This window comes from Pseudoblastomonas marina (assembly GCF_014641655.1).
Classification (GTDB): domain Bacteria; phylum Pseudomonadota; class Alphaproteobacteria; order Sphingomonadales; family Sphingomonadaceae; genus Alteriqipengyuania_A; species Alteriqipengyuania_A marina.
In genome coordinates, this window is the sequence record NZ_BMID01000001.1 from 1,717,883 (window position 1) to 1,736,072 (window position 18,190).

Annotated in this window: 28 protein-coding genes; 15 read left to right on the top strand and 13 right to left on the bottom strand. The window is 65.4% G+C overall.

The window, feature by feature from the left end; all coding sequences use genetic code 11:
* Positions 1 to 43: 43 nt before the first annotated feature.
* From rpsO to IEW49_RS08410, 5 genes are read right to left on the bottom strand one after another with little or no spacing between them, the layout of a single operon-like run.
* The gene (gene rpsO / locus IEW49_RS08390; RefSeq protein WP_188642246.1) at positions 44 to 313 is read right to left on the bottom strand and encodes a 30S ribosomal protein S15; all 270 of its coding nucleotides are present in this window, start codon (positions 311 to 313) and stop codon (positions 44 to 46) included.
* 5 nt (positions 314 to 318) lie between these two features.
* Complete coding sequence (gene truB, locus IEW49_RS08395; RefSeq protein WP_188642247.1) at positions 319 to 1,308, bottom strand: tRNA pseudouridine(55) synthase TruB; 990 nt, start codon at positions 1,306 to 1,308, stop codon at positions 319 to 321.
* A complete protein-coding gene (locus IEW49_RS08400) occupies positions 1,308 to 1,985 on the bottom strand; it encodes a site-2 protease family protein (RefSeq protein ID WP_188642248.1) in 678 nt (225 codons plus the stop codon). The genes truB and IEW49_RS08400 overlap by 1 nt, the downstream gene beginning before the upstream one ends.
* A 49-nt stretch (positions 1,986 to 2,034) precedes the next feature.
* Positions 2,035 to 2,475, bottom strand: a complete 441-nt coding sequence (locus tag IEW49_RS08405; RefSeq protein WP_188642249.1) for a hypothetical protein — start codon at positions 2,473 to 2,475, stop codon at positions 2,035 to 2,037.
* Between the two features lie 28 nt (positions 2,476 to 2,503).
* The gene (locus IEW49_RS08410) at positions 2,504 to 3,082 is read right to left on the bottom strand and encodes a thymidine kinase (protein ID WP_188642250.1); all 579 of its coding nucleotides are present in this window, start codon (positions 3,080 to 3,082) and stop codon (positions 2,504 to 2,506) included.
* Between the two features lie 170 nt (positions 3,083 to 3,252).
* On the opposite strand from IEW49_RS08410, the gene IEW49_RS08415 reads away from it, so the two are divergent.
* On the top strand, positions 3,253 to 4,893 hold the full coding sequence (locus tag IEW49_RS08415) for an AbgT family transporter (protein ID WP_188642251.1): 1,641 nt from the start codon (positions 3,253 to 3,255) through the stop codon (positions 4,891 to 4,893).
* Positions 4,894 to 4,939: 46 nt separating this feature from the next.
* On the opposite strand, the gene rbfA is transcribed toward IEW49_RS08415, so the two are convergent.
* The 6 genes from rbfA to pspF form a co-directional block, all read right to left on the bottom strand.
* A complete protein-coding gene (gene rbfA / locus IEW49_RS08420; protein ID WP_188642252.1) occupies positions 4,940 to 5,335 on the bottom strand; it encodes a 30S ribosome-binding factor RbfA in 396 nt (131 codons plus the stop codon).
* 135 nt (positions 5,336 to 5,470) lie between these two features.
* Positions 5,471 to 8,011 carry a translation initiation factor IF-2 gene (gene infB / locus IEW49_RS08425; protein ID WP_188642253.1) on the bottom strand — a complete coding sequence of 847 codons (2,541 nt, stop codon included), beginning with the start codon at positions 8,009 to 8,011 and terminating at the stop codon, positions 5,471 to 5,473.
* A gap of 5 nt (positions 8,012 to 8,016) precedes the next feature.
* Positions 8,017 to 8,766, bottom strand: coding sequence for a DUF448 domain-containing protein (locus IEW49_RS08430; RefSeq protein ID WP_188642254.1), 750 nt, complete (start codon positions 8,764 to 8,766; stop codon positions 8,017 to 8,019).
* Positions 8,747 to 10,447, bottom strand: a complete 1,701-nt coding sequence (gene nusA / locus IEW49_RS08435) for a transcription termination factor NusA (RefSeq protein WP_188642255.1) — start codon at positions 10,445 to 10,447, stop codon at positions 8,747 to 8,749. The genes IEW49_RS08430 and nusA overlap by 20 nt, the downstream gene beginning before the upstream one ends.
* A 2-nt stretch (positions 10,448 to 10,449) precedes the next feature.
* Positions 10,450 to 11,016 (bottom strand): ribosome maturation protein RimP, encoded by a 567-nt coding sequence (gene rimP, locus IEW49_RS08440; RefSeq protein WP_188642256.1) that lies wholly within the window; start codon positions 11,014 to 11,016, stop codon positions 10,450 to 10,452.
* Between the two features lie 133 nt (positions 11,017 to 11,149).
* Entirely contained in the window at positions 11,150 to 12,178 is a 1,029-nt protein-coding gene (gene pspF / locus IEW49_RS08445) for a phage shock protein operon transcriptional activator (RefSeq protein ID WP_188642257.1), read from the bottom strand.
* A 166-nt stretch (positions 12,179 to 12,344) separates the two neighbouring features.
* Here pspF and IEW49_RS08450 point away from each other — a divergent pair, with 166 nt between their 5' ends.
* The 14 genes from IEW49_RS08450 to IEW49_RS08515 are packed head-to-tail and all read left to right on the top strand — an operon-like array spanning position 12,345 to position 17,218.
* Positions 12,345 to 12,503 (top strand): hypothetical protein, encoded by a 159-nt coding sequence (locus IEW49_RS08450; protein ID WP_188642258.1) that lies wholly within the window; start codon positions 12,345 to 12,347, stop codon positions 12,501 to 12,503.
* A complete protein-coding gene (gene pspA, locus IEW49_RS08455; RefSeq protein WP_188642259.1) occupies positions 12,500 to 13,396 on the top strand; it encodes a phage shock protein PspA in 897 nt (298 codons plus the stop codon). The genes IEW49_RS08450 and pspA overlap by 4 nt, the downstream gene beginning before the upstream one ends.
* A gap of 3 nt (positions 13,397 to 13,399) precedes the next feature.
* Entirely contained in the window at positions 13,400 to 13,705 is a 306-nt protein-coding gene (pspB, locus tag IEW49_RS08460; protein ID WP_188642260.1) for an envelope stress response membrane protein PspB, read from the top strand.
* Positions 13,702 to 14,079: an envelope stress response membrane protein PspC gene (pspC, locus tag IEW49_RS08465; protein WP_188642261.1), complete on the top strand. Its 378-nt coding sequence runs from the start codon at positions 13,702 to 13,704 to the stop codon at positions 14,077 to 14,079. Before pspB ends, pspC begins: the two co-directional genes overlap by 4 nt.
* 24 nt (positions 14,080 to 14,103) lie before the next feature.
* Positions 14,104 to 14,418: a hypothetical protein gene (locus IEW49_RS08470; protein WP_188642262.1), complete on the top strand. Its 315-nt coding sequence runs from the start codon at positions 14,104 to 14,106 to the stop codon at positions 14,416 to 14,418.
* Between the two features lie 22 nt (positions 14,419 to 14,440).
* Entirely contained in the window at positions 14,441 to 14,779 is a 339-nt protein-coding gene (locus IEW49_RS08475; RefSeq protein WP_188642263.1) for a hypothetical protein, read from the top strand.
* The gene (locus tag IEW49_RS08480; protein ID WP_188642264.1) at positions 14,779 to 15,063 is read left to right on the top strand and encodes a hypothetical protein; all 285 of its coding nucleotides are present in this window, start codon (positions 14,779 to 14,781) and stop codon (positions 15,061 to 15,063) included. The genes IEW49_RS08475 and IEW49_RS08480 overlap by 1 nt, the downstream gene beginning before the upstream one ends.
* Positions 15,063 to 15,434, top strand: a complete 372-nt coding sequence (locus IEW49_RS08485; protein WP_188642265.1) for a hypothetical protein — start codon at positions 15,063 to 15,065, stop codon at positions 15,432 to 15,434. Before IEW49_RS08480 ends, IEW49_RS08485 begins: the two co-directional genes overlap by 1 nt.
* Entirely contained in the window at positions 15,434 to 15,718 is a 285-nt protein-coding gene (locus tag IEW49_RS08490; protein WP_188642266.1) for a hypothetical protein, read from the top strand. Before IEW49_RS08485 ends, IEW49_RS08490 begins: the two co-directional genes overlap by 1 nt.
* A complete protein-coding gene (locus IEW49_RS08495; RefSeq protein ID WP_188642267.1) occupies positions 15,715 to 15,960 on the top strand; it encodes a hypothetical protein in 246 nt (81 codons plus the stop codon). The genes IEW49_RS08490 and IEW49_RS08495 overlap by 4 nt, the downstream gene beginning before the upstream one ends.
* Before the next feature lie 12 nt (positions 15,961 to 15,972).
* Positions 15,973 to 16,224: a hypothetical protein gene (locus IEW49_RS08500; RefSeq protein ID WP_373282493.1), complete on the top strand. Its 252-nt coding sequence runs from the start codon at positions 15,973 to 15,975 to the stop codon at positions 16,222 to 16,224.
* Positions 16,221 to 16,397, top strand: coding sequence for a hypothetical protein (locus tag IEW49_RS08505; protein ID WP_188642268.1), 177 nt, complete (start codon positions 16,221 to 16,223; stop codon positions 16,395 to 16,397). The genes IEW49_RS08500 and IEW49_RS08505 overlap by 4 nt, the downstream gene beginning before the upstream one ends.
* 52 nt (positions 16,398 to 16,449) lie before the next feature.
* Entirely contained in the window at positions 16,450 to 16,857 is a 408-nt protein-coding gene (locus IEW49_RS08510; RefSeq protein ID WP_188642269.1) for a SufE family protein, read from the top strand.
* Positions 16,858 to 16,867: 10 nt separating this feature from the next.
* Positions 16,868 to 17,218, top strand: a complete 351-nt coding sequence (locus tag IEW49_RS08515) for a YbaN family protein (RefSeq protein ID WP_188642270.1) — start codon at positions 16,868 to 16,870, stop codon at positions 17,216 to 17,218.
* 10 nt (positions 17,219 to 17,228) lie between these two features.
* Here the strand turns inward: IEW49_RS08515 and IEW49_RS08520 are convergent, their stop codons facing one another.
* A complete protein-coding gene (locus tag IEW49_RS08520; protein ID WP_373282495.1) occupies positions 17,229 to 17,756 on the bottom strand; it encodes a sterol desaturase family protein in 528 nt (175 codons plus the stop codon).
* Positions 17,757 to 17,768: 12 nt separating this feature from the next.
* A complete protein-coding gene (locus IEW49_RS08525) occupies positions 17,769 to 18,176 on the bottom strand; it encodes an acyl-CoA thioesterase (RefSeq protein ID WP_373282496.1) in 408 nt (135 codons plus the stop codon).
* Positions 18,177 to 18,190 lie beyond the last annotated feature (14 nt).

Genomic DNA, 18,190 nt, shown 5'->3' on the forward strand with positions numbered 1-18,190 from the left:
CGAAAGAGGCGGCCCTTTGTGGGAGCCGCCTCTCGCGAAACTCTTATTTGCGCAGACCCAGCTTCTGGATCAGGCTGTTGTAGCGCTCCAGATCCTTGCGCTTGAGATAGGCAAGGAGGTTGCGGCGCTTGTTGACCATCATCAGGAGCCCGCGACGCGAGTGGTTGTCCTTGTGGTGGTCCTTGAAGTGCTCCGTCAGGTTGCGGATGCGCTCGGTCAGGATCGCGACCTGGACTTCCGGCGAACCGGTATCGCCCTTGTTGGTGGCGTTGTCCTTGATGATTTCCGTTTTCTTCTCGGCGGTGACCGACATTCCATTTACTCCGCGGTATCCGGTAGGTTGAAACCCCGGACGACCCTCGTCGTCCCGCCTTCGAGTTCGACCAGCGCCACCGGCACGTCAGCGTGGGTGGCGCAGTAGAGCCCGTCGGATTGGGGCATTCCGGAAAGGACCCGGCCCTGGCGGACCGCCTGCGCGTCTTCCGGGTCGAGGGAAAGGGCCGGGATACCGTCCAGCCCCGCCTCTAGCGGCAGGAGTAGGTCTTCAAGGCTCGCGCGCTTAGCGTTTTCGTCGAGGATGTCCAGCGAAATCGCCTGTCGCTCGGTGAAAGGACCGGCCTTGGTCCGGCGCAGATAGGTGACGTGACCGACCGTTCCAAGCGCATGTGCGATATCCCGTGCCAGCGAGCGGATGTATGTCCCCTTCGAGACGCTCGCGACCAGCGTCACCGCCTCGGCCAGCTCGAGCGGGGCCGAGGGATCGTAGGGGTCGGGCCGCCCGGCGGTGGTGGCGAAGGCGCTCGGCTCGATCTCGTTGAAGTCGCGCTCGCCGCTCGCGAAGCCCAGCGAATGAACCGTGACCTTGCGCGTCGCGAGTTCGACCTCCTCGCCCTTGCGCGCGAGGTCGTAAGCGCGCTTCCCGTCGACCTTGAGCGCCGAGTATTTGGGCGGGACCTGCGCGATCTCTCCGGTGAAATGTTCGAGCACCGCCGAGATCGCGGCCATCGGCGGGCGACGATCGGAGCGGCGCACGACCGAGCCCTCGGCATCGAGCGTGTCGGTCTCTTCGCCGAACTGGAGCGTGAATTCGTAGGTCTTGTCGCTGTCGAGCATGCGGCCGGCGAGCTTGGTCGCCTCGCCCAGCGCGATCGGCAGCACGCCTTCGGCGAGCGGATCGAGCGTGCCGCCATGGCCGACCTTGGCCTTGGGCAGGCCGCTCTCCCGGATCGCGCGTTTGACCTTGCCGACCGCCTGGGTCGAACCCAAGCCGCGCGGCTTGTCGAGGATCAGCCAGCCGTTCAATGCCATCAGCCGGCCACCAGCTGCGCGATGAACAGCGCGACTTCGCGGAACTGGCCGAGCACCCAGTCGAGCGGCGGGCCGATCGTGCGTTCGAGGATGCGCCATTCGGGGAAGGCCCAGACGACGATGACCAGCGCGACGAAGACGAGGATGCCGGCCTTCTGGAATTTGGCATACTGCGCCGCCATCGACCGCGGCAGCAGGCCTTCGAGGATGTGCGAACCGTCGAAGGGCGGGATCGGCAGCAGGTTGAACAGCGCGAGGAAGGCGTTGATCAGGACGAAATAGGAAAACACCGTGATCGCGGTTTCGTTCACCCCCGCGAGCCCGACATAGAGTCCGAAGGCGATCGCCCCGAGAAAGCCGAGCAGGATGTTGGTCCCCGGCCCCGCCGCCGCGACCGCCATCATGCCGTAGCGCGGATTGTCGAGCCGGTCCTTGCGCACCGGCACCGGCTTGGCCCAGCCAAAGATCGGCCCTCCGGTCAGCGCGAGCGCGCCGGGCACCAGCAGCGTGCCGATCGGATCGATGTGGCGGATCGGGTTGAGCGACAGGCGGCGCTGCTCCTTGGCGGTCGGATCGCCGAGCGCGAGCGCGGTCCAGCCATGCGCGACTTCATGGAACACGATCGCGACGACGAGGCACGGGATCAGGATCGCCGCGATAAGGAGGGTGTCTGTCATGCGAGACTAGATAGGGTGGGTGCAGCGGGCTCGCCAGTCACCAGGCGGATCACCAATAACCGACATGGACATATTCGCGCTCGTACCAAGCGCCGTTACGCCATTCGAATGCATAAATGCCGATGGTGCCGCTGCCGCTTGAAAATTCTACGAAAGCGTATGTGTCATCCACGATGAGCGGCTGTGCGATACTCTGGCCGCACCATTCTCCTGCTTCGGGACGAGGAATTTCGCCCCAGCGCGACTTGAGAACAAACCGTTCTGTGCGACCACTTTCCGCTCTCTCGGCAGCGTTCCGGACATCGGCATGCTTAAACTGCTTGGGGAACGGGCCAATGCCGTAGGGATCGGTTTCGATGCTCGTCTCTCCACCGACATGGACGCACTGGCATCCGCGCCCAACCGCATCGCCAAGCACAAAATCGACCAGCTCATTGTCGGAATAGAGCCTGCAATCGAAATAGTCGCAGCCGCCGACCATCAGCGCCATTGCCAGAACTGACATCGTCCGTCTCGCGCTACCCACCCAATGCCTCGCTGAAATGCTTGCGGCACAGCGCGACGTAGCGGTCGTTGCCGCCGATCTCGGTCTGGGCGCCGGCCTTGACCGCCCGGCCCGCCTCGTCGACACGCAGATTCATCGTCGCCTTGCGCCCGCATTTGCAGACCGATTTCAGCTCGACCAGCGAGTCCGCGATACCGAGAAGCGCCGCGCTGCCCGGGAACAGCTCGCCCTGGAAATCGGTGCGCAAACCGTAGCACAGCACCGGTATCCCGCCCTTGTCGGCCAGCCGCGCGAGCTGCCAGACCTGGTCGCGGGTGAGGAATTGCGCCTCGTCGACGAGCACGCAGGCGAGCGGCTCCTCGCCATGTTCGCGCAGGACATGTCCCTCGATATCGGTGGAGGCATCGAAACGGTGCGCGTCGCTCGACAGGCCGATGCGGCTGCTGATCGCGCCGAAGCCGGGCCGGTCGTCGATCGCCGCGGTCCACAGCGACACGCGCATGTCGCGCTCGCCATAATTGAATGCGGCCTGCAGCAGGTTCGAGCTCTTCCCCGCGTTCATGCTGGCATAGTAGAAATAGAGCTTGGCCAAGCGCCGCATCCCCGTTGGTGATGATCCCGTCGAGCCCCCTATGGGCCGAGCTACCGCCGTTCGACAAGCGCCGGGGGAACCGCTGTGGGAAACTGGCCGTTCACCTACGCGACAGACCGCCGTGGCAATGCTAGGCGGGACACGAGGGAAAAATCGAAGGGGAATACCGCATGGCAGACGCCGCCACCGCCACGCCGGATGCACCGGACCAGACAGGTTTTCTCGGCTGGGTCGAACGGACAGGCAACCGCCTCCCCGATCCTGTCTTCATCTTCTTCTACCTGATCATCGCACTGGTCGTGGTTTCGGTAGCCTGCGCCTTGCTCGGCGTCTCCGCGGTCCACCCGACCGAAGTGGACGATGCGACGGGCAGCAATGCGGTGATCGCCGCGGTCAGCCTGTTGTCGGCCGAGAACATCCAGCGGCTGTGGGTCGAAATGCCCGCCACCTTCACCCACTTCCATCCGCTCGGCTACGTGCTGGTGGTGATGCTGGGCGCTGGCGTGGCGGAACGCTCGGGCTTCTTCGCCGCCGGCATGGCCAAGGCGGTCAAGGCCGCGCCAAAGGCGCTGCTGACGCCGGTGGTCGCGCTGGTCGCGATGCTCGGTAACCACGCCGCCGATGCGGGTTACGTCGTGCTGATCCCGCTCGCGGGAATCCTGTTCGCCGCCGCCGGACGCCATCCGCTCGCGGGCATCGCCGCCGCCTTCGCCGGGGTCTCGGGCGGGTTCTCGGCCAATATCTCCCCCGGCCAGCTCGACGCCCTGCTGTTCGGGATCACCGAGGAAGCGGTGGGCGCCTCCGCGCTCGACCCGCTGTGGACCGCGAATATTGCGGGCAACTGGTACTTCATCAGCGCGATGACGCTGATCTTCCTGCCGATCATCTGGTACGTCACCGACAAGATCATCGAGCCGCGCCTTGGCCCGTGGAAGGGTGGCGCGCAGGCGGGAATGGACGACGACCCCAGCCCCGACCCGACCGAGCATGACGGCGCGCTCGCCTCGAAGGGCCTGCGCCATGCGGGCCTCGCCGCACTGGGCGTGATCGCGCTGTGGCTCCTGATGACCTTCGCACCCGGCACGCCGCTGATCGACGAGGCGGCCTGCCTGACCGAAGCCGGAGCGCCGGTGGCCGATTGCTCGATCCACACCCAGCTTTCCCCGCTCTATCGCAGCCTCGTCGCCGGGTTCTTCATCCTCTTCCTCGCGACCGGCTGGGCCTACGGCCGCGCGGTCGGCACGATCAAGACCCACAAGGACCTGGTCGAGATGATGGCACAGGCGATGAAGGACATGGGCTACTACCTCGTCCTCGCCTTCGCCGCGGCGCATTTCGTGGCGATGTTCGGCTGGTCCAACCTCGGCCTGATCACCGCGGTGCACGGCGCCGCCGGGATCGAGAGCACCGGGCTGCCGCTGCCGCTGGTGCTTGGCCTGATGGTGATCTTCGCCGCCGTGCTGAACCTGTTCGTGGGCTCGGCCTCGGCCAAATGGGCGCTGCTCGCGCCGATCCTGGTGCCGATGCTGATGCTGCTCGGGATCAGCCCCGAGGGCGCGACCGCGGCCTATCGCGTGGGCGACAGCGCGACCAACATCATCACCCCGCTGATGGTGTATTTTCCGCTGATCCTGGTGTTCGCGCAGCGCTGGCAGAAGAGCTTCGGGCTCGGCAGCCTGACCGCGATGATGCTGCCCTATTCGATCTGGCTGCTGGTCAGCGGCACGCTGCTGATCGTGGCGTGGTTCTACCTCGGCATCCCGCTGGGGCCGGATGCGCCGGTGAGCTACGCGCTGCCGGGCGGGCAGTAGGAAATAGTCGTCATTCCCGCGAAAGCGGGGATGACGAAATGTGTGGTTAGTCCTCGTCCAGATCCCGCTTCACGCGCGGGTCGTCGAGCAGGCTTTCGATCCGGTTGGCCTCGTCGAAGCTCTCGTCAGCGCGAAATTGCAGCTTGGGCGCGAATTTGAGGCCGAGCCGCTGAGCGACTTCCTTCTGGAAGAATGCGGTGTTGGTGCGCAGCGCCTTGAGCGCCGCGGCCTCGTCCTCGCCCAATAGCGGCTTCACATAGACCTTGGCCTGCCGCAGGTCGGGCGACATCCGCACCTCGGTGACCGAGATATTGGTCGCGCGCAGCGTATCGTCATGCGCCTCGCCGCGCGCGAGCAGCTCGGACAGGATATGCCGAACCCGCTCGCCCACCTTGAGGACGCGGACCGATTGCTGTTCGGGGGTCGATGCGTTCTTAGCCATAGGTTTCCTCCCCTTCCGCCTGCGGGAGGGGCGGCGAGACTTGGGCTCGTCTCGCAAGTCCTAGTCGCAGCGGGGTGGGCTCTCGCGAGCCCATGCCCACCCCCGCCCCCTCCCGCGTGCGGGAGGGGAGACTGATCAAAGCGTCCGTTCCTGCTCGTTCACCTCGAACACCTCGAGCTGGTCGCCCGGCTTGATGTCGTTGGTATCCTCGAGCACCACGCCGCATTCGAGGCCCGAGCGGACTTCGTCCACATCGTCCTTGAAGCGCCGCAGCGAGGCGATGGTGGTGGCCGAAACGATGACGTCGTCGCGGGTGAGACGCGCGTGGAGCCCCTTACGGATGACGCCTTCGACCACCAGCAAGCCGGCCGCCTTGTCCTTCTTGCCGGACTTGAAGACTTCCTTGACCTCGGCACGGCCCATGACGTTCTCGACCTTGAGCGGCCCGAGTTCGCCGAGCATCTCCTTGGTGATCTCGTCGGTCAGGTGATAGATCACGTCGTGATACATCATCCGTACGCCGTCGCGTTTCACGAGTTCGCGCGCCTTCGGGTTCGGACGCACGTTGAAGCCGATGATCGGCGCCTTCGAGGCGGCCGCCAGCGTGACGTCGCTTTCGGTGATCGCACCCACGCCCGCATGCAGCACGCGGACCTTGATGTCGTCGTTCGACAAGTTGTGCAGCGCGGTGGTGATCGCCTCGACCGAGCCCTTGACGTCGGCCTTCACCAACACCGGGAACTCGACGACGTTCGACTGCATGTTGTTGAACATGGTGTCGAAATTGGTCGGCGCGAGCGCGGTACGGCTCTCGGTCGCCTTGGCCTGGCGGAACTCGGCGACCTCGCGGGCGCGCTGTTCGTTCTCGACCACGGTGAGCTGCTCGCCGGCATCGGGGACGCCGCCGAGACCGAGCACCTCGACCGGGGTCGACGGGCCGGCTTCCTTCACCTGCTTGCCCTGGTCGTTGACCAGCGCGCGCACGCGGCCGCTCTCGGTCCCGACGACGAAGGTGTCGCCACGCTTCAGCGTGCCGCGCGTGACGAGCACGGTGGCGACCGGGCCGCGGCCCTTGTCGAGCTGCGCTTCGACCACGGTAGCCTCGGCCGCGCGATCGGGGCGCGCCTTCAACTCGAGCAGTTCGGCCTGGAGGTTGATCGCATCGATCAGCTTGTCGAGCCCGGTGCCTTCCTTGGCGGAGACTTCGACGTCCTGCACGTCGCCCGACATCGCCTCGACGATGACTTCGTGCTCGAGCAGGCGCTCGCGAATCTTCTGCGGGTTGGCCTCGGGCTTGTCGATCTTGTTGATCGCGACGATGATCGGCGTGTTCGCCGCCTTCGCGTGGCTGATCGCCTCGATCGTCTGCGGCATGATGCCGTCATCCGCGGCCACCACCAGCACCACGATATCGGTCACGTTGGCGCCGCGCTGGCGCATCTCGGTGAACGCGGCGTGGCCCGGCGTGTCGAGCACGGTGATCTGCTGCTTGTCCTTGGTCGTGATCTGGTAGGCGCCGATGTGCTGGGTGATGCCCCCGGCCTCGCCCTTGGTCACGTTGGTCTTGCGCAGCGCGTCGAGCAGGCTGGTCTTGCCGTGGTCGACATGGCCCATGACCGCGACCACCGGGGCACGCGGCTTGAGCGTGTCTTCCGGATCCTCGTCCTCGGTCGGCACGATATCGATATCGGCTTCGGAAACGCGCTCGATATTGTGGCCGAATTCCTCGACCAGCAACTCGGCGGTGTCCTGGTCGATCGTCTGGTTGACGGTCACCATCATGCCCATGTTGAACAGCGCCTTCACGAGGTCGGCACCCTTCTCGGCCATGCGGTTTGCGAGTTCCTGCACCGTGATCGCGTCGGGCACGACCACGTCGCGGACCTGCTTCTCGCGCGGCTTGCTGGGGCCGCCCTGCGCACGGCGTTCCTTCTCGCGCGCACGCTTCAATGCGGCGAGCGAACGGGCGCGGCGGCCCTCGTCCTCGTTGAGCGCCTTGGTCACGGTCAGCTTGCCCGAGCGGCGCTTGTCCTTGCCGCCACCGGCGGCGCGCGCGGGCTTCTTCTCTTCCTTCTTCGCCGGGCGCTTGGGCTCGGGGCGCGCAACCGGCGTGAACTTGCGTGGCGCAGGACCCTTGCTCTCGCTTTCGTCCGAGGCCGCGGCGGAGGCATCAGCCTTCGCTTCGGCTGCGGCGGTCTGTTCTTCCTGCTCGCGCTCGGCGTCTTCCTTGGCCTGCTGGTCGGCCTGTTCCTTGGCCTCTTCCTTCGCCTTGGCTTTGTTCTCGGCGCGTTGCTTTTCCTCTTCCTCGCGTTCCTTGGCCTTGCGCTCGTCGCGCTTGCGGGCCTCTTCGGCGAGACGCAGGCGGTCTTCCTCGGCCTCGCGCTGCATGCGCGCGACGCGTTCCTGCGGTGTTTCCGCATCGGGCGCGGGCTTCTTCGGCGCAGGCTTCTTTGCCGCGGGCGCAGGCGTCGGCGCGGGCGCCGGGGCCGGTTCGGGCGTCGCTTCGGGCGCAGGCGTCGGTGCGGGCTCTTCGCCCGGCTTGACCAGCTTGCGGCGGCGCTTGACCTCGACCGCGACCTTGTTGGTGCGACCGTGGCTGAAGGTCTGCTTGACCTCGCCCGGCTGACTGCCCTTGAGGGTCAGCGGCTTGCGGGCTGGTTTCTTGTCGTCACTCATCTCGGTCAAACTTCCTTCATCACATTCTTTTCGTCGTCGGCGGTGTGTTCCGCACCGCCCGGGTGCGGCGCAGCGGCACCGCGAAATCGGTTGAGGCGGCCAAAAGCCGTCGCGACGCGCGCAGCGGCTCCTGCATCGACCAGCGCCAGGTGGACGACGTTCGCCCGGCCCAATGCCACAGACAACGCCTCGCGGTCCAGCGGCAAGCGTTCGCCTTTCAACGCCGAACCTTCCGCGTCGCTGCCGACGCGCCAGGCCTGATCGAGCTTTGCGGTCCCGTCCGCCGAGGCATCGGCCGCGTGGCCGAGCCAGCGGACTTCGCCACCGCGCGCCGCGGCGGCGATCTTTTCGGTACCCAAGATTAGGTGTCCTGCGCGCATTTCCAAGCCCAGCCGGTCATTCAGGCTGCGTAGCAGCCCCTTTTCGATCCGTTCGGGCAGGTCGTCGGGCACGTTCAGCGGCGCGCCCTTGAACGCGCGCGCCAAGGCGCTTCGCAGGCGCTTCTTCGCGATCGCCTGCTCGAGCTCGGCGCGCGACACGCCGATCCAGGCACCGCGACCGGGCGCCTTGGCCTGGGCATCGAACAGCACGTCGCCATCGGGCGAGATGGCAAGGCGCAGCAATTCGTGGCGCGCACCGTGCTCGCCCGAAAGGATGCACTTCCTTTCGGGGCAGGATTTCGCGGACCCGGAATTGCCGGGTCGCGCGTCTTCAGCGATGTCGGACGTCAGGCGCTCATTGGGTGGAGTCCGCATCGGCGGCCTCCTGTGTGGTTTCCTCGGCCTCGGTGGCCTCGGCGGGAGCGGCCTCGGCAGGAGCCGGAGCGGCCTCTTCCTCGTCGTCGAACCAGTGGGCGCGGGCGGCCATGATGATCTCGTTGCCCTGCTCTTCGGTCAGGCCGTATTCGCCGAGCACGCCGCCCTTGTCCTGCTCGCGCTGCGGACGATCGCGGCGCAGCGGCGGGCCGTCGGCGGTCGGGCTCTGGCGGCGACGCGGCGCTTCGCGCTTCTTCGCGATCAGCTCGTCGGTGGCGAGGTCGGCCAGATCGTCGAGCGTCTTGATCCCGGCCTTGCCAAGCACGACCAGCATGCCTTCGGTGAGGTGCGGGATATCGGCGAGGTCGTCCTCGACGCCCAGCTCGCGGCGTTCGGCGCGATATGCCTCTTCCTGACGCTCGATAGCTTCCTTGGCACGGTTCTGGAGTTCTTCGGCGAGGTCCTCGTCGAAGCCCTCGATCGAAGCCAGTTCCTCGAGCGGGACGTAGGCGACTTCTTCCAGCTCGACGAAGCCTTCGGCGACGAGCAGCTGCGACAGCGTCTCGTCGACGTCGAGTTCGTTTTCGAACATGTTCGAGCGTTCGGAGAATTCCTTCTGCCGCTTCTCGCTCGCTTCCTCGTCGGTCATGATGTCGATCTGGTGACCGGTGAGCTGGCTGGCGAGGCGCACGTTCTGGCCGCGGCGGCCGATCGCGAGCGAAAGCTGATCGTCGGGCACGACCACTTCGATCCGGCTCTCTTCCTCGTCGAGCACGACGCGGCTGACGGTGGCCGGCTGCAGCGCGTTGACGACGAAGGTCGCGATGTCCTCGCTCCACGGGATGATGTCGATCTTCTCGCCCTGCAGTTCCTGCACGACGGCCTGCACGCGGCTGCCCTTCATGCCGACGCAGGCGCCGACCGGGTCGATCGAGCTGTCATACGAGATGACGCCGATCTTGGCGCGGCTGCCCGGATCGCGGGCGGCGGCCTTGATCTCGATGATGCCGTCGTAGATCTCGGGCACTTCCTGCGCGAACAGCTTGCGCATGAAATCGGGGTGCGCGCGCGACAGGAAGATCTGCGGGCCGCGATTGTTGCGTTCGACCTTGGTGATCAGCGCGCGGATGCGCTCGCCGACACGCGCGGCTTCGCGCGGGATCTGCTGGTCGCGGCGAATGACGCCCTCGGCGCGGCCGAGATTGACGATCACGTGGCCGAATTCGACCGACTTGATCACGCCGGTGATGACTTCGCCGGCGCGGTCCTTGAATTCCTCGTACTGGCGCTCGCGTTCGGCATCGCGGACCTTCTGGAAGATCACCTGCTTGGCGGCCTGCGCATCGATGCGGCCGAGATCGACCGGGGGCAGCGGGTCGACGATGTAGTCGCCGAGCTGCGCGCCGTCTTCGAGCTTCTGCGCCTGCTTGAGGTCGACCTGCTTGAAGTAGTCCTCGACTTCTTCGACGACCTCGACGACGCGCCACAGGCGGAGGTCGCCGGTCTGCGGGTCGAGCTTGGCACGGATGTCGTTTTCGGCGCCGTAACGGTTGCGCGCGCTCTTCTGGATCGCCTCCTCCATCGCCTCGATCACGATCGACTTGTCGATCATCTTCTCGGTCGCGACGGCGTTGGCGATCGCGAGCAGTTCGGCGCGGTTGGCGGAAATCGGGCTTGCCATTGTCAGTCCTGTTCCTCGTTGGACGTGTCTTCGATGATTTCGTCGGCGCCGCTCGTATCGAGCGGCTGGGTCGCGGCGATCAGCCTGTCGGTGAGAACGAGCTTCGCGCTGTGAATCTGTTCGCGGTCGATCCGGGCCTCGCCCGCCTTGGCATCTTCTATCACGACCGTGTCGCCTTCGATGCCCTTCAACTCGCCCTTGTAGGTGCGCTGGCCGTCATAGCCCTTGACCATGCTGATCTTGGCCTCGTGTCCGGCCCAGTCGGCGAAATCCTTCGCGCGGGTAAGCGGACGGTCGATCCCGGGCGAGCTGACTTCGAGGTGGTAATGCCCCTCGACCAGCACCTCGCCCTCTTCCTCGAGCGCGTCGAGCTTGGCCGAGATGCGGCGCGACAGCGCGGCGCACTGCTCGATCACCAGCTGCCCGGTCGCCGGATCCTCGGCCATGACCTGGAGCGCGACGCCGCCGTCGCCGGCTTCGGACGCCATCGTCTTCACGCGCACGAGGTCGAATCCGAGCGCTTGCGCTTCGGGTTCGATCACTTCGGTCAGGCGTGCCAGATCGGCCATTCGTTCTCCGGTTTCGGACATCCGAAGCGGCAAAGGCGGTTTCGGCCGGCCCCTCGCGGCGCCAGCCCCTCCAGTGTCGCGACAATGTCGGGATGCGGGCTAGATAGGGGCGTGTGGCGCCAAAGGCAAGCGCCTAATCCTGCTTCTCCGCGAGGCCGTGTTTCTTGATGCAGTGGCGCAGCTGGTCGTAGCTCAGGCCGAGCGCCTCGGCGGTCTTGCGCTGGTTCCAGCGGTTCTTGCCGAGCGCATGTTCGAGGATCGCGCGCTCGTGCGAATCGACCGCGTTGCGCAAATCGTCGATATCGTCGTAGCGCGGCTTGGCGGAGACGACCCTCGCGCGCGGCGCCGCTTCGCGGTGCGCTTCGTCCTTGCGCTCGCCGAGCGGCTTCCACGGACTGTCGAACGGATCGAACTGGACGTGCCCGATCGGCTCGTCCCAGTCGTCCCAGCGATAGACCGCGCGCTCGACTACGTTGCGCAGCTCGCGCACATTGCCCGGCCAGGCATAGTCCTCGAGCTGCTGCATCACGTGGGGCGCGAATCCCGGCCAGTTGTCCCAATGCAATTCGGCCGCCATCCGCCGGGCGAAGAATTCGGCGAGCACCACGATATCGCCCTCGCGGGCGCGTAGCGGGGGGAGCGTGATGACCTCGAAACTCAGCCGGTCGAGCAGGTCGGCGCGGAACCTGCCCTGGTCGGCGAGCTTGGGAAGGTCCTCGTTGGTCGCGGCGACGATGCGAACGTCGACCCGGGTCGGGCGCGAGGAACCGATCCGGGTGACCTCGCCGTATTCGACTGCGCGCAGCAGGCGCTCCTGCGCGCCCATCGACAGCGTGCCGAGCTCGTCGAGGAACAGCGTGCCCTTGTCGGCCTCCTCGAAGCGGCCTTCGCGCGAGCGGGTCGCGCCGGTGAAGGCGCCCGCCTCGTGGCCGAACAGCTCGGCCTCGATCAGCGTTTCGGGGAGCGCCGCGCAGTTCATGATCACCAGCGGCTCCTCCCACCGGTTCGAGAGGCGATGGAGGCGCTCGGCGATCAGCTCCTTGCCCGTCCCCCGCTCGCCGACGACCAGCACCGGGCGCAGCATCGGGGCGGCGCGGCTGGCGCGTTCGACCGCGTCGAGAAAGGCCCCCGACTGGCCGATGAATTGGGTGTCCCGTTCCATGGGTTACAGCAATAGTGAAAAACCCCAACACTTGGCAATATACCCCAACGTCGTTTTCGACCAACGACATGGAAACCGCGCAATTCCGCGCTTTCCCGCGTTTGGCACAGAGATTGCTAATATGTGAACAACACCAACGCAAACCTTGGACGAAGGAAAAACCGCCATGAAAACCCGCCAGCTTCAGCCGACGCGCAGCAAGCTCGATGGGGCGATCGTCGCCAGCATTCTCGCGACGCTGGGCGTGAACCTGTTCTACATCGCCGGACAGATGCAGGCGGCCCCCGTCTTTGCCATCCTTCCGGGTACCGGGGCGCTGGCATGAGCGACGAGAGCCCCCTCGGTCCCGTCGGCAAGGCCAAGCGCCAGAGCCGCATCGATGCGGAAATCGAACGCATCCGCCGTTCGCCCGAACCGACCCGCGACAAGATGACCGCGGGCGACTGGCTCGACGGCGACAAGGTCCGCCAGAAATTCAACAACTTCCAATCCTCGGGAGCACCCCTAATGGGAATTTTCAACCGTGCGCGCGATATCTTCGCCGCCAATTTCAACGACATGCTCGACAAGGCGGACGATCCCTCGAAGATGATCCGAATGATCATCATGGAGATGGAGGAGACGCTGGTCGAAGTCCGCGCCTCCGCCGCCCGGACGATCGCCGACCAGAAGGAAATGCACCGCCACACGGTCAAGCTCGACAAGCTCCAGGCCGACTGGGCCGAAAAGGCCCAGCTCGCGCTGTCGAAGGACCGCGAAGACCTCGCCCGCGCGGCGCTGGTCGAGAAGAAGAAGGCGTCCGACATGTCGGCCCAGCTCAAGGAAGAGATCGCAGTGCTCGACGATGCGCTGCGCGCCTACGAACAGGACATCCAGAAGCTGCAGGGCCGGTTGCGCGAAGCCCGCAGCCGCCAGTCCTCGATCGCCGCGCGCCTCGAAAGCGCGGAAAACCGCGTCAAGCTGCGCAGCCTGATGACCAACGAGCGCGTCGACGATGCACTGACCCGCTTCGACCAGCTCGAACGCCGCGTCGACTATGCCGAGGGCCGCGCCGACGCGCTCAAGATCGCCGACGGTTCGGACAAGCCGAGCCTCGCCGACGAGATCTCCGCGCTCGAGGGCCAGGACGCGATCGACGACGAACTCGCCGAAATGAAGAAATTGCTTGGCCACGGAGACAGCGCGGCAGGCGACAAAGAACAGAAGAAAGAGGACTGACCCGTGGAAGAAGTAGCAGGAATCCTGATCGTCGCGACGCTGTTCGTCGCACTGCCTTGGCTGATCCTCCACTACGTCACGAAGTGGAAGACCTCCGCCACCATCACCACCGACGACGAGGTTTTGCTCGAGGAGCTCTACAACCTTGCCAAGCGGCTCGACGAACGGATGGACACCGTCGAACGTCTCGTCGCCGCCGATAACCCCGAATACGACGCACCCAAGCTGATCGCCGACCAGGAACGCGACAACCAGCAACTGCGCGAGCTCGACCGACTGCTCGCCGAGAAGGAAAGGACCGCCCGATGAACAGCCCCCGCACTACGCTCTACCGCGACAAGCAGAACGGCAAGATCATGGGTGTTTGCGCCGGGATCGCCGACTACACCGGGATCAACGCGTTCTGGGTCCGTATGGCTGTCATCATTACCCTCTTCGCAGGGATGGGCGTCATACTTCCGGCGTATTTCATCGCCGGGTTCCTGCTGAACAAGAAGCCCCCGCATCTCTATGTCGACCAGGACGAGACCCGTTACTGGCAGCGTGTCCGCCAGAGCCCGAAGCGCACCGCGCGCGAGATCCGCGCCCAGATGCGCGACGTCGATCGCCGGCTGGCCAAGGTCGAGCACTTCTACGTGAGCGACAACCGCCAGCTCAGCGCCGAAATCGAACAGCTGCGCTGAGCGCACGGAAGGGACTGATACGAAATGGATACCGGAACACTTGCCCTGCTGATCCCGATCATCGGCGTGTCGATCCCGATCGTCGCGATCTGGACCAAGCATCGCAAGGACGTCTTGCAGATGGAGATCGAGGCGACCTCGACCCAGACCGCCGAGAAGGCCGCGCAATATGCGAGCCGCGTGCAGGAGCTCGAGGACCGGGTCCAGGTGCTCGAACGGATCGTCACCGATCGCGGCTACAATGTCGCGACCCAGATCGAGGCGCTGCGCGACCAGCGCCGGGTCGACGAGAACGACAGCGGCGTGGCGCTCGACACCGACAAGCAGCACGCACGCTAGAACACGGAAGGAAGAGGGGACAATGGACAAGGAAAGCATGATCATCGTCATCGTCGTCGTCATGACGCTGGGATGGTTGGTCAACAACTGGATCCGCGCCAAGCACGGCTATCCGCTCGAAGACGAATGGGGCGGCAAGACCGAACGCTCCGACAGCACCGAGACCAAGGCGCTGCGCGAGGAAAACCGCGCGCTCCACGACAAGCTCGACGGCATGCAGGACCGCATGATCGTGCTGGAGAAGATCGTCACCGATCGCGGCTACGGCGTCGCCGAGGAAATCGAGCGGCTGCGGGACGAACGCAAGATCGACCAGTCCAGCGGCATCCCGCTCGACCTGAAGAAAGGGGAGCGCGCCTGATGTTCGGCCCCGACACCAGCCTCGTCGTCGATGCCATCCAGATCGGCTTGATCGCGCTGGGTGCGGGGATCGGCGGCACACTTCTGTTCCGGCGCTACGCCCGCACGAACCAGGGCGCGCCGTCACCGGCCGAGCCCAAAACCCAGGGTGCCGGATCGCTCGAAGATCGCGTCCGCGTGCTCGAACGCATCGCGACCGATCGCCCCACGGATCTCGCCGAACAGATCGAAGCCCTGCGCGACGGCGACATCACCTCGCCCGTCACACGAAAGGAAACCGTCTGATGGAATTCGTCGATCTGCTTCCTTATCTGGGCTGGATCATCGGCGGTGCCTTCGCGCTCGGCGCGGGGGGGATCGTCGCCTCGATCCACAACACCCGCCTCAAGGTGAAGCACGGCTATCCGCTCGAAGGTATGTGGGGCCAGTCGCTCAAGCCCGGGATGACCAGCGATGCTCAGCAGCGTGTCACCCTGCTGACCCAGGAAAATGCCGAACTGCGCGCCGAAATCGGATCGCTCAAGGATCGCCTCGGCAATGTCGAACGCATCGTGACCGAGGAAGGGTATCACCTGACCCGCGAAATCGACCGCCTGCGCGGTGACGGCTCCAATGGCGTCGTCTCGCTCGACGACGGGCGGAAGGAGCGCGCCTGATGGACTTCGAATTCCTCGCGATCATGGTCTTCGTCGTCGCGATCCTCGCGATCGTGCTCGGGATTGGCAACGACGCCTTCCAGCGCTGGCTGCGCCACAAGGAGAAGCAGCTCGAGCTGATGGCCGACAAGACCGCCGAGCAGGCCGCGCAATACGCCGCCAAGGCCGAAAAGCTCGAGCAGCGCGTGCGCGTGCTCGAACGGATCGCGACCGATACCGGCGCCGATCTCGCGACCCAGATCGAGGACCTACGCGACCGCGACATCGAGGAGAGCGTACAATGAGTTTCTGGACCGCCGCCGTCATCATCGCCGTGATCATCGCCGTGGTGCAACTCTACAAGGCCAAGCACGGCATCATCTCCGACCGGAGCGGGAACGAGCGCTACATCGAGAAACGCGATCCCGAGGCCGAGCGCGAAATCGCCGAGCTGCGCGAACGGATCAGGGTGCTCGAACGCATCGCCACCGACGACACCGAGGCCAAGCGCCTCGCCAACGAAATCGACGAATTGCGCAAAGACTAGGGAGACGCGCACATGATGATGTCCGAAACATTGATGCTGGCAAGTGCCGTGTTGATCGGCCTCGTCATCCTTTCCGCCACCACGCTGCGCGGTTGGGAAAGCTGGATCGCGCTCAAGCGCCAGGAAATGGAACGGCGCGGCGGCAGCGCCTCGGCGCCCGAAATCGAGGGCGGCGCGCCTGAAGGCGCGGCGCGGATCGAGATCGCCGACCTCAAGGAACGCATCCGCCGGCTCGAGGCGATCGCCAGCGGCGTCGATTTGTGAGCGGCAATTCCGGCACCGCCGCGCAGGCCGGGATCGGGCTCGGCAGCGCGATCGCGGTGGCGATCAGCTGGTCGCTGCACAAATCGATCCTGTGGGCGATCCTGCACGGCATCTTCGGCTGGTTCTACGTGATCTATTACGCGCTCACCCGCCCGGGCGGCATTTCGGGCTGAGCGATCCCCGGCGGGCTTTCGCATCCCCGCCGCCCGCGCTAGAGGCGCCGCCATGCGCAGCCTCGACGACATCCGCGAAGAATACGAATTCCTCGAAGGCGACGAACGCTATCGCCTGCTGATCGAACTCGGGCGCGATCTCGAGCCGATGCCCGATGCGCTCAAGACCGATGCCACGCTGGTGCGCGGCTGTTCGGCGCAGGTGTGGGTCTATCCCACTCAGGAGGGCAAGGCGCTCCACTTCCTAGCCGACAGCAACGCCGCGATCACCAAGGGGATCGTCGCACTTGTGCTGTCCGCCGTGCAGGACAAGCCGGCCGGGGAAGTCGCGGAAATGGACGTGACTGCGGCGCTCGAACCGTTCGACCTGAAGAACCAGCTCTCCTCGAACCGCACCCAGGGCGTCCCCAACATGATCGCCCTGGTGAAGGAACACGCCGCGCGGATCGCCGGCGGATAATTGCACGCCGATGCGAAGGCATATCTATCGCGCGCTGGGGTTCATCGCCGTCGGTCTCGGTGCGATCGGCGCGGTCCTCCCGATCATGCCGACCGTGCCGTTCCTGCTGCTGGCGGTCTATTTCTTCGCACGGTCGAGCCCGCAGCTCGAACAGAAGATCCTCGACCATCCGCAATGGGGTCCGCAGGTGCGCGACTGGCGGGAGCGACGTGCGATCAGCCGTCGGGCGAAGACGATGGCGATCGGCGCGATGGCGACCGGCGCGGTCGTCACCTATCTCACGCTCGGCCATCCCTGGTACTGGATTTCGGTCGCGATTCTCGTGATTGCGGGCAGCTGGATCGCCACGCGCAACGAATAGTAGCGCTAGATCAGGCCCCCGCGCTGTCCCTCACGACCGCGATCCCCGCCTCGCGCTGGGCCTTGAGTTCGGCCTTCAGCTTCGCCGGGTCGCGCGCGAAGACGAAGCCGAAGCTGACCCCGCCTTCCTTGCCCACCGTCGCATGGTGGAGCTTGTGCGCCTGCACCAGCCGCTTGGCATAGCCGCGCTTGGGTACCCATTTGAAATAGCGCTGGTGGACCAGCCCGTCATGCACCAGCGTGTAGATGATCCCGTATCCGAGCACGCCGAGCCCGATCCAGGTCGCCGGCCACCAGGCATCGGCCCCCATCACCATCGGGCTGCCGAGCGCGAACATCGAAATGCTCATCGCCGCGCCGACCAGTGCGTAGAGGTCGTTCTTTTCGAGTGTCTTGTCGTGCGGTTCGTGGTGGTCGCGGTGCCAGCCCCAGCCAAAGCCGTGCATGATGTATTTGTGGCTCGCCCACGCGACCCATTCCATCGCGAAGATGGTGGCAAGGACGATGGCGATTGCGATGGCGACCTGCATGGCAGGCATGAATATAGGCGCTCAGGCCTTCTTCGGAAAGAAGTAGCTCGCGATCTCTTCGCCGATCCGCGCCGGACGCAGCGTTTCGGAATCGATGCAGCACCAGCTCGACTTGACCTCGGCCAGCACCTCCTCGCCGCGCGCGATCACGGTGGTGTAGAAGGCGCGCGCGCCCTTGATACTGTCGAGCACCGTCCTGGCGATCACCTCGTCGTCGATAAAGGCAGGCTTGCGGTAGGTGATCTCATGCTTGAGCGCGACCCAGGCGCGACTCGCGAGCGCTTCTGCCGGGGCGAGCTTGCGCCAGTGCGCAAGCACCGCGTCCTGCACCCAGCCGAGATAGCGGGCATTGTTCACATGGCCCATGAAGTCGATGTCGTCGGGCACGATGTTGATCGGAAGGGTATGGTCGCGACGCGTCATTGACATCAATGTAAGCAACA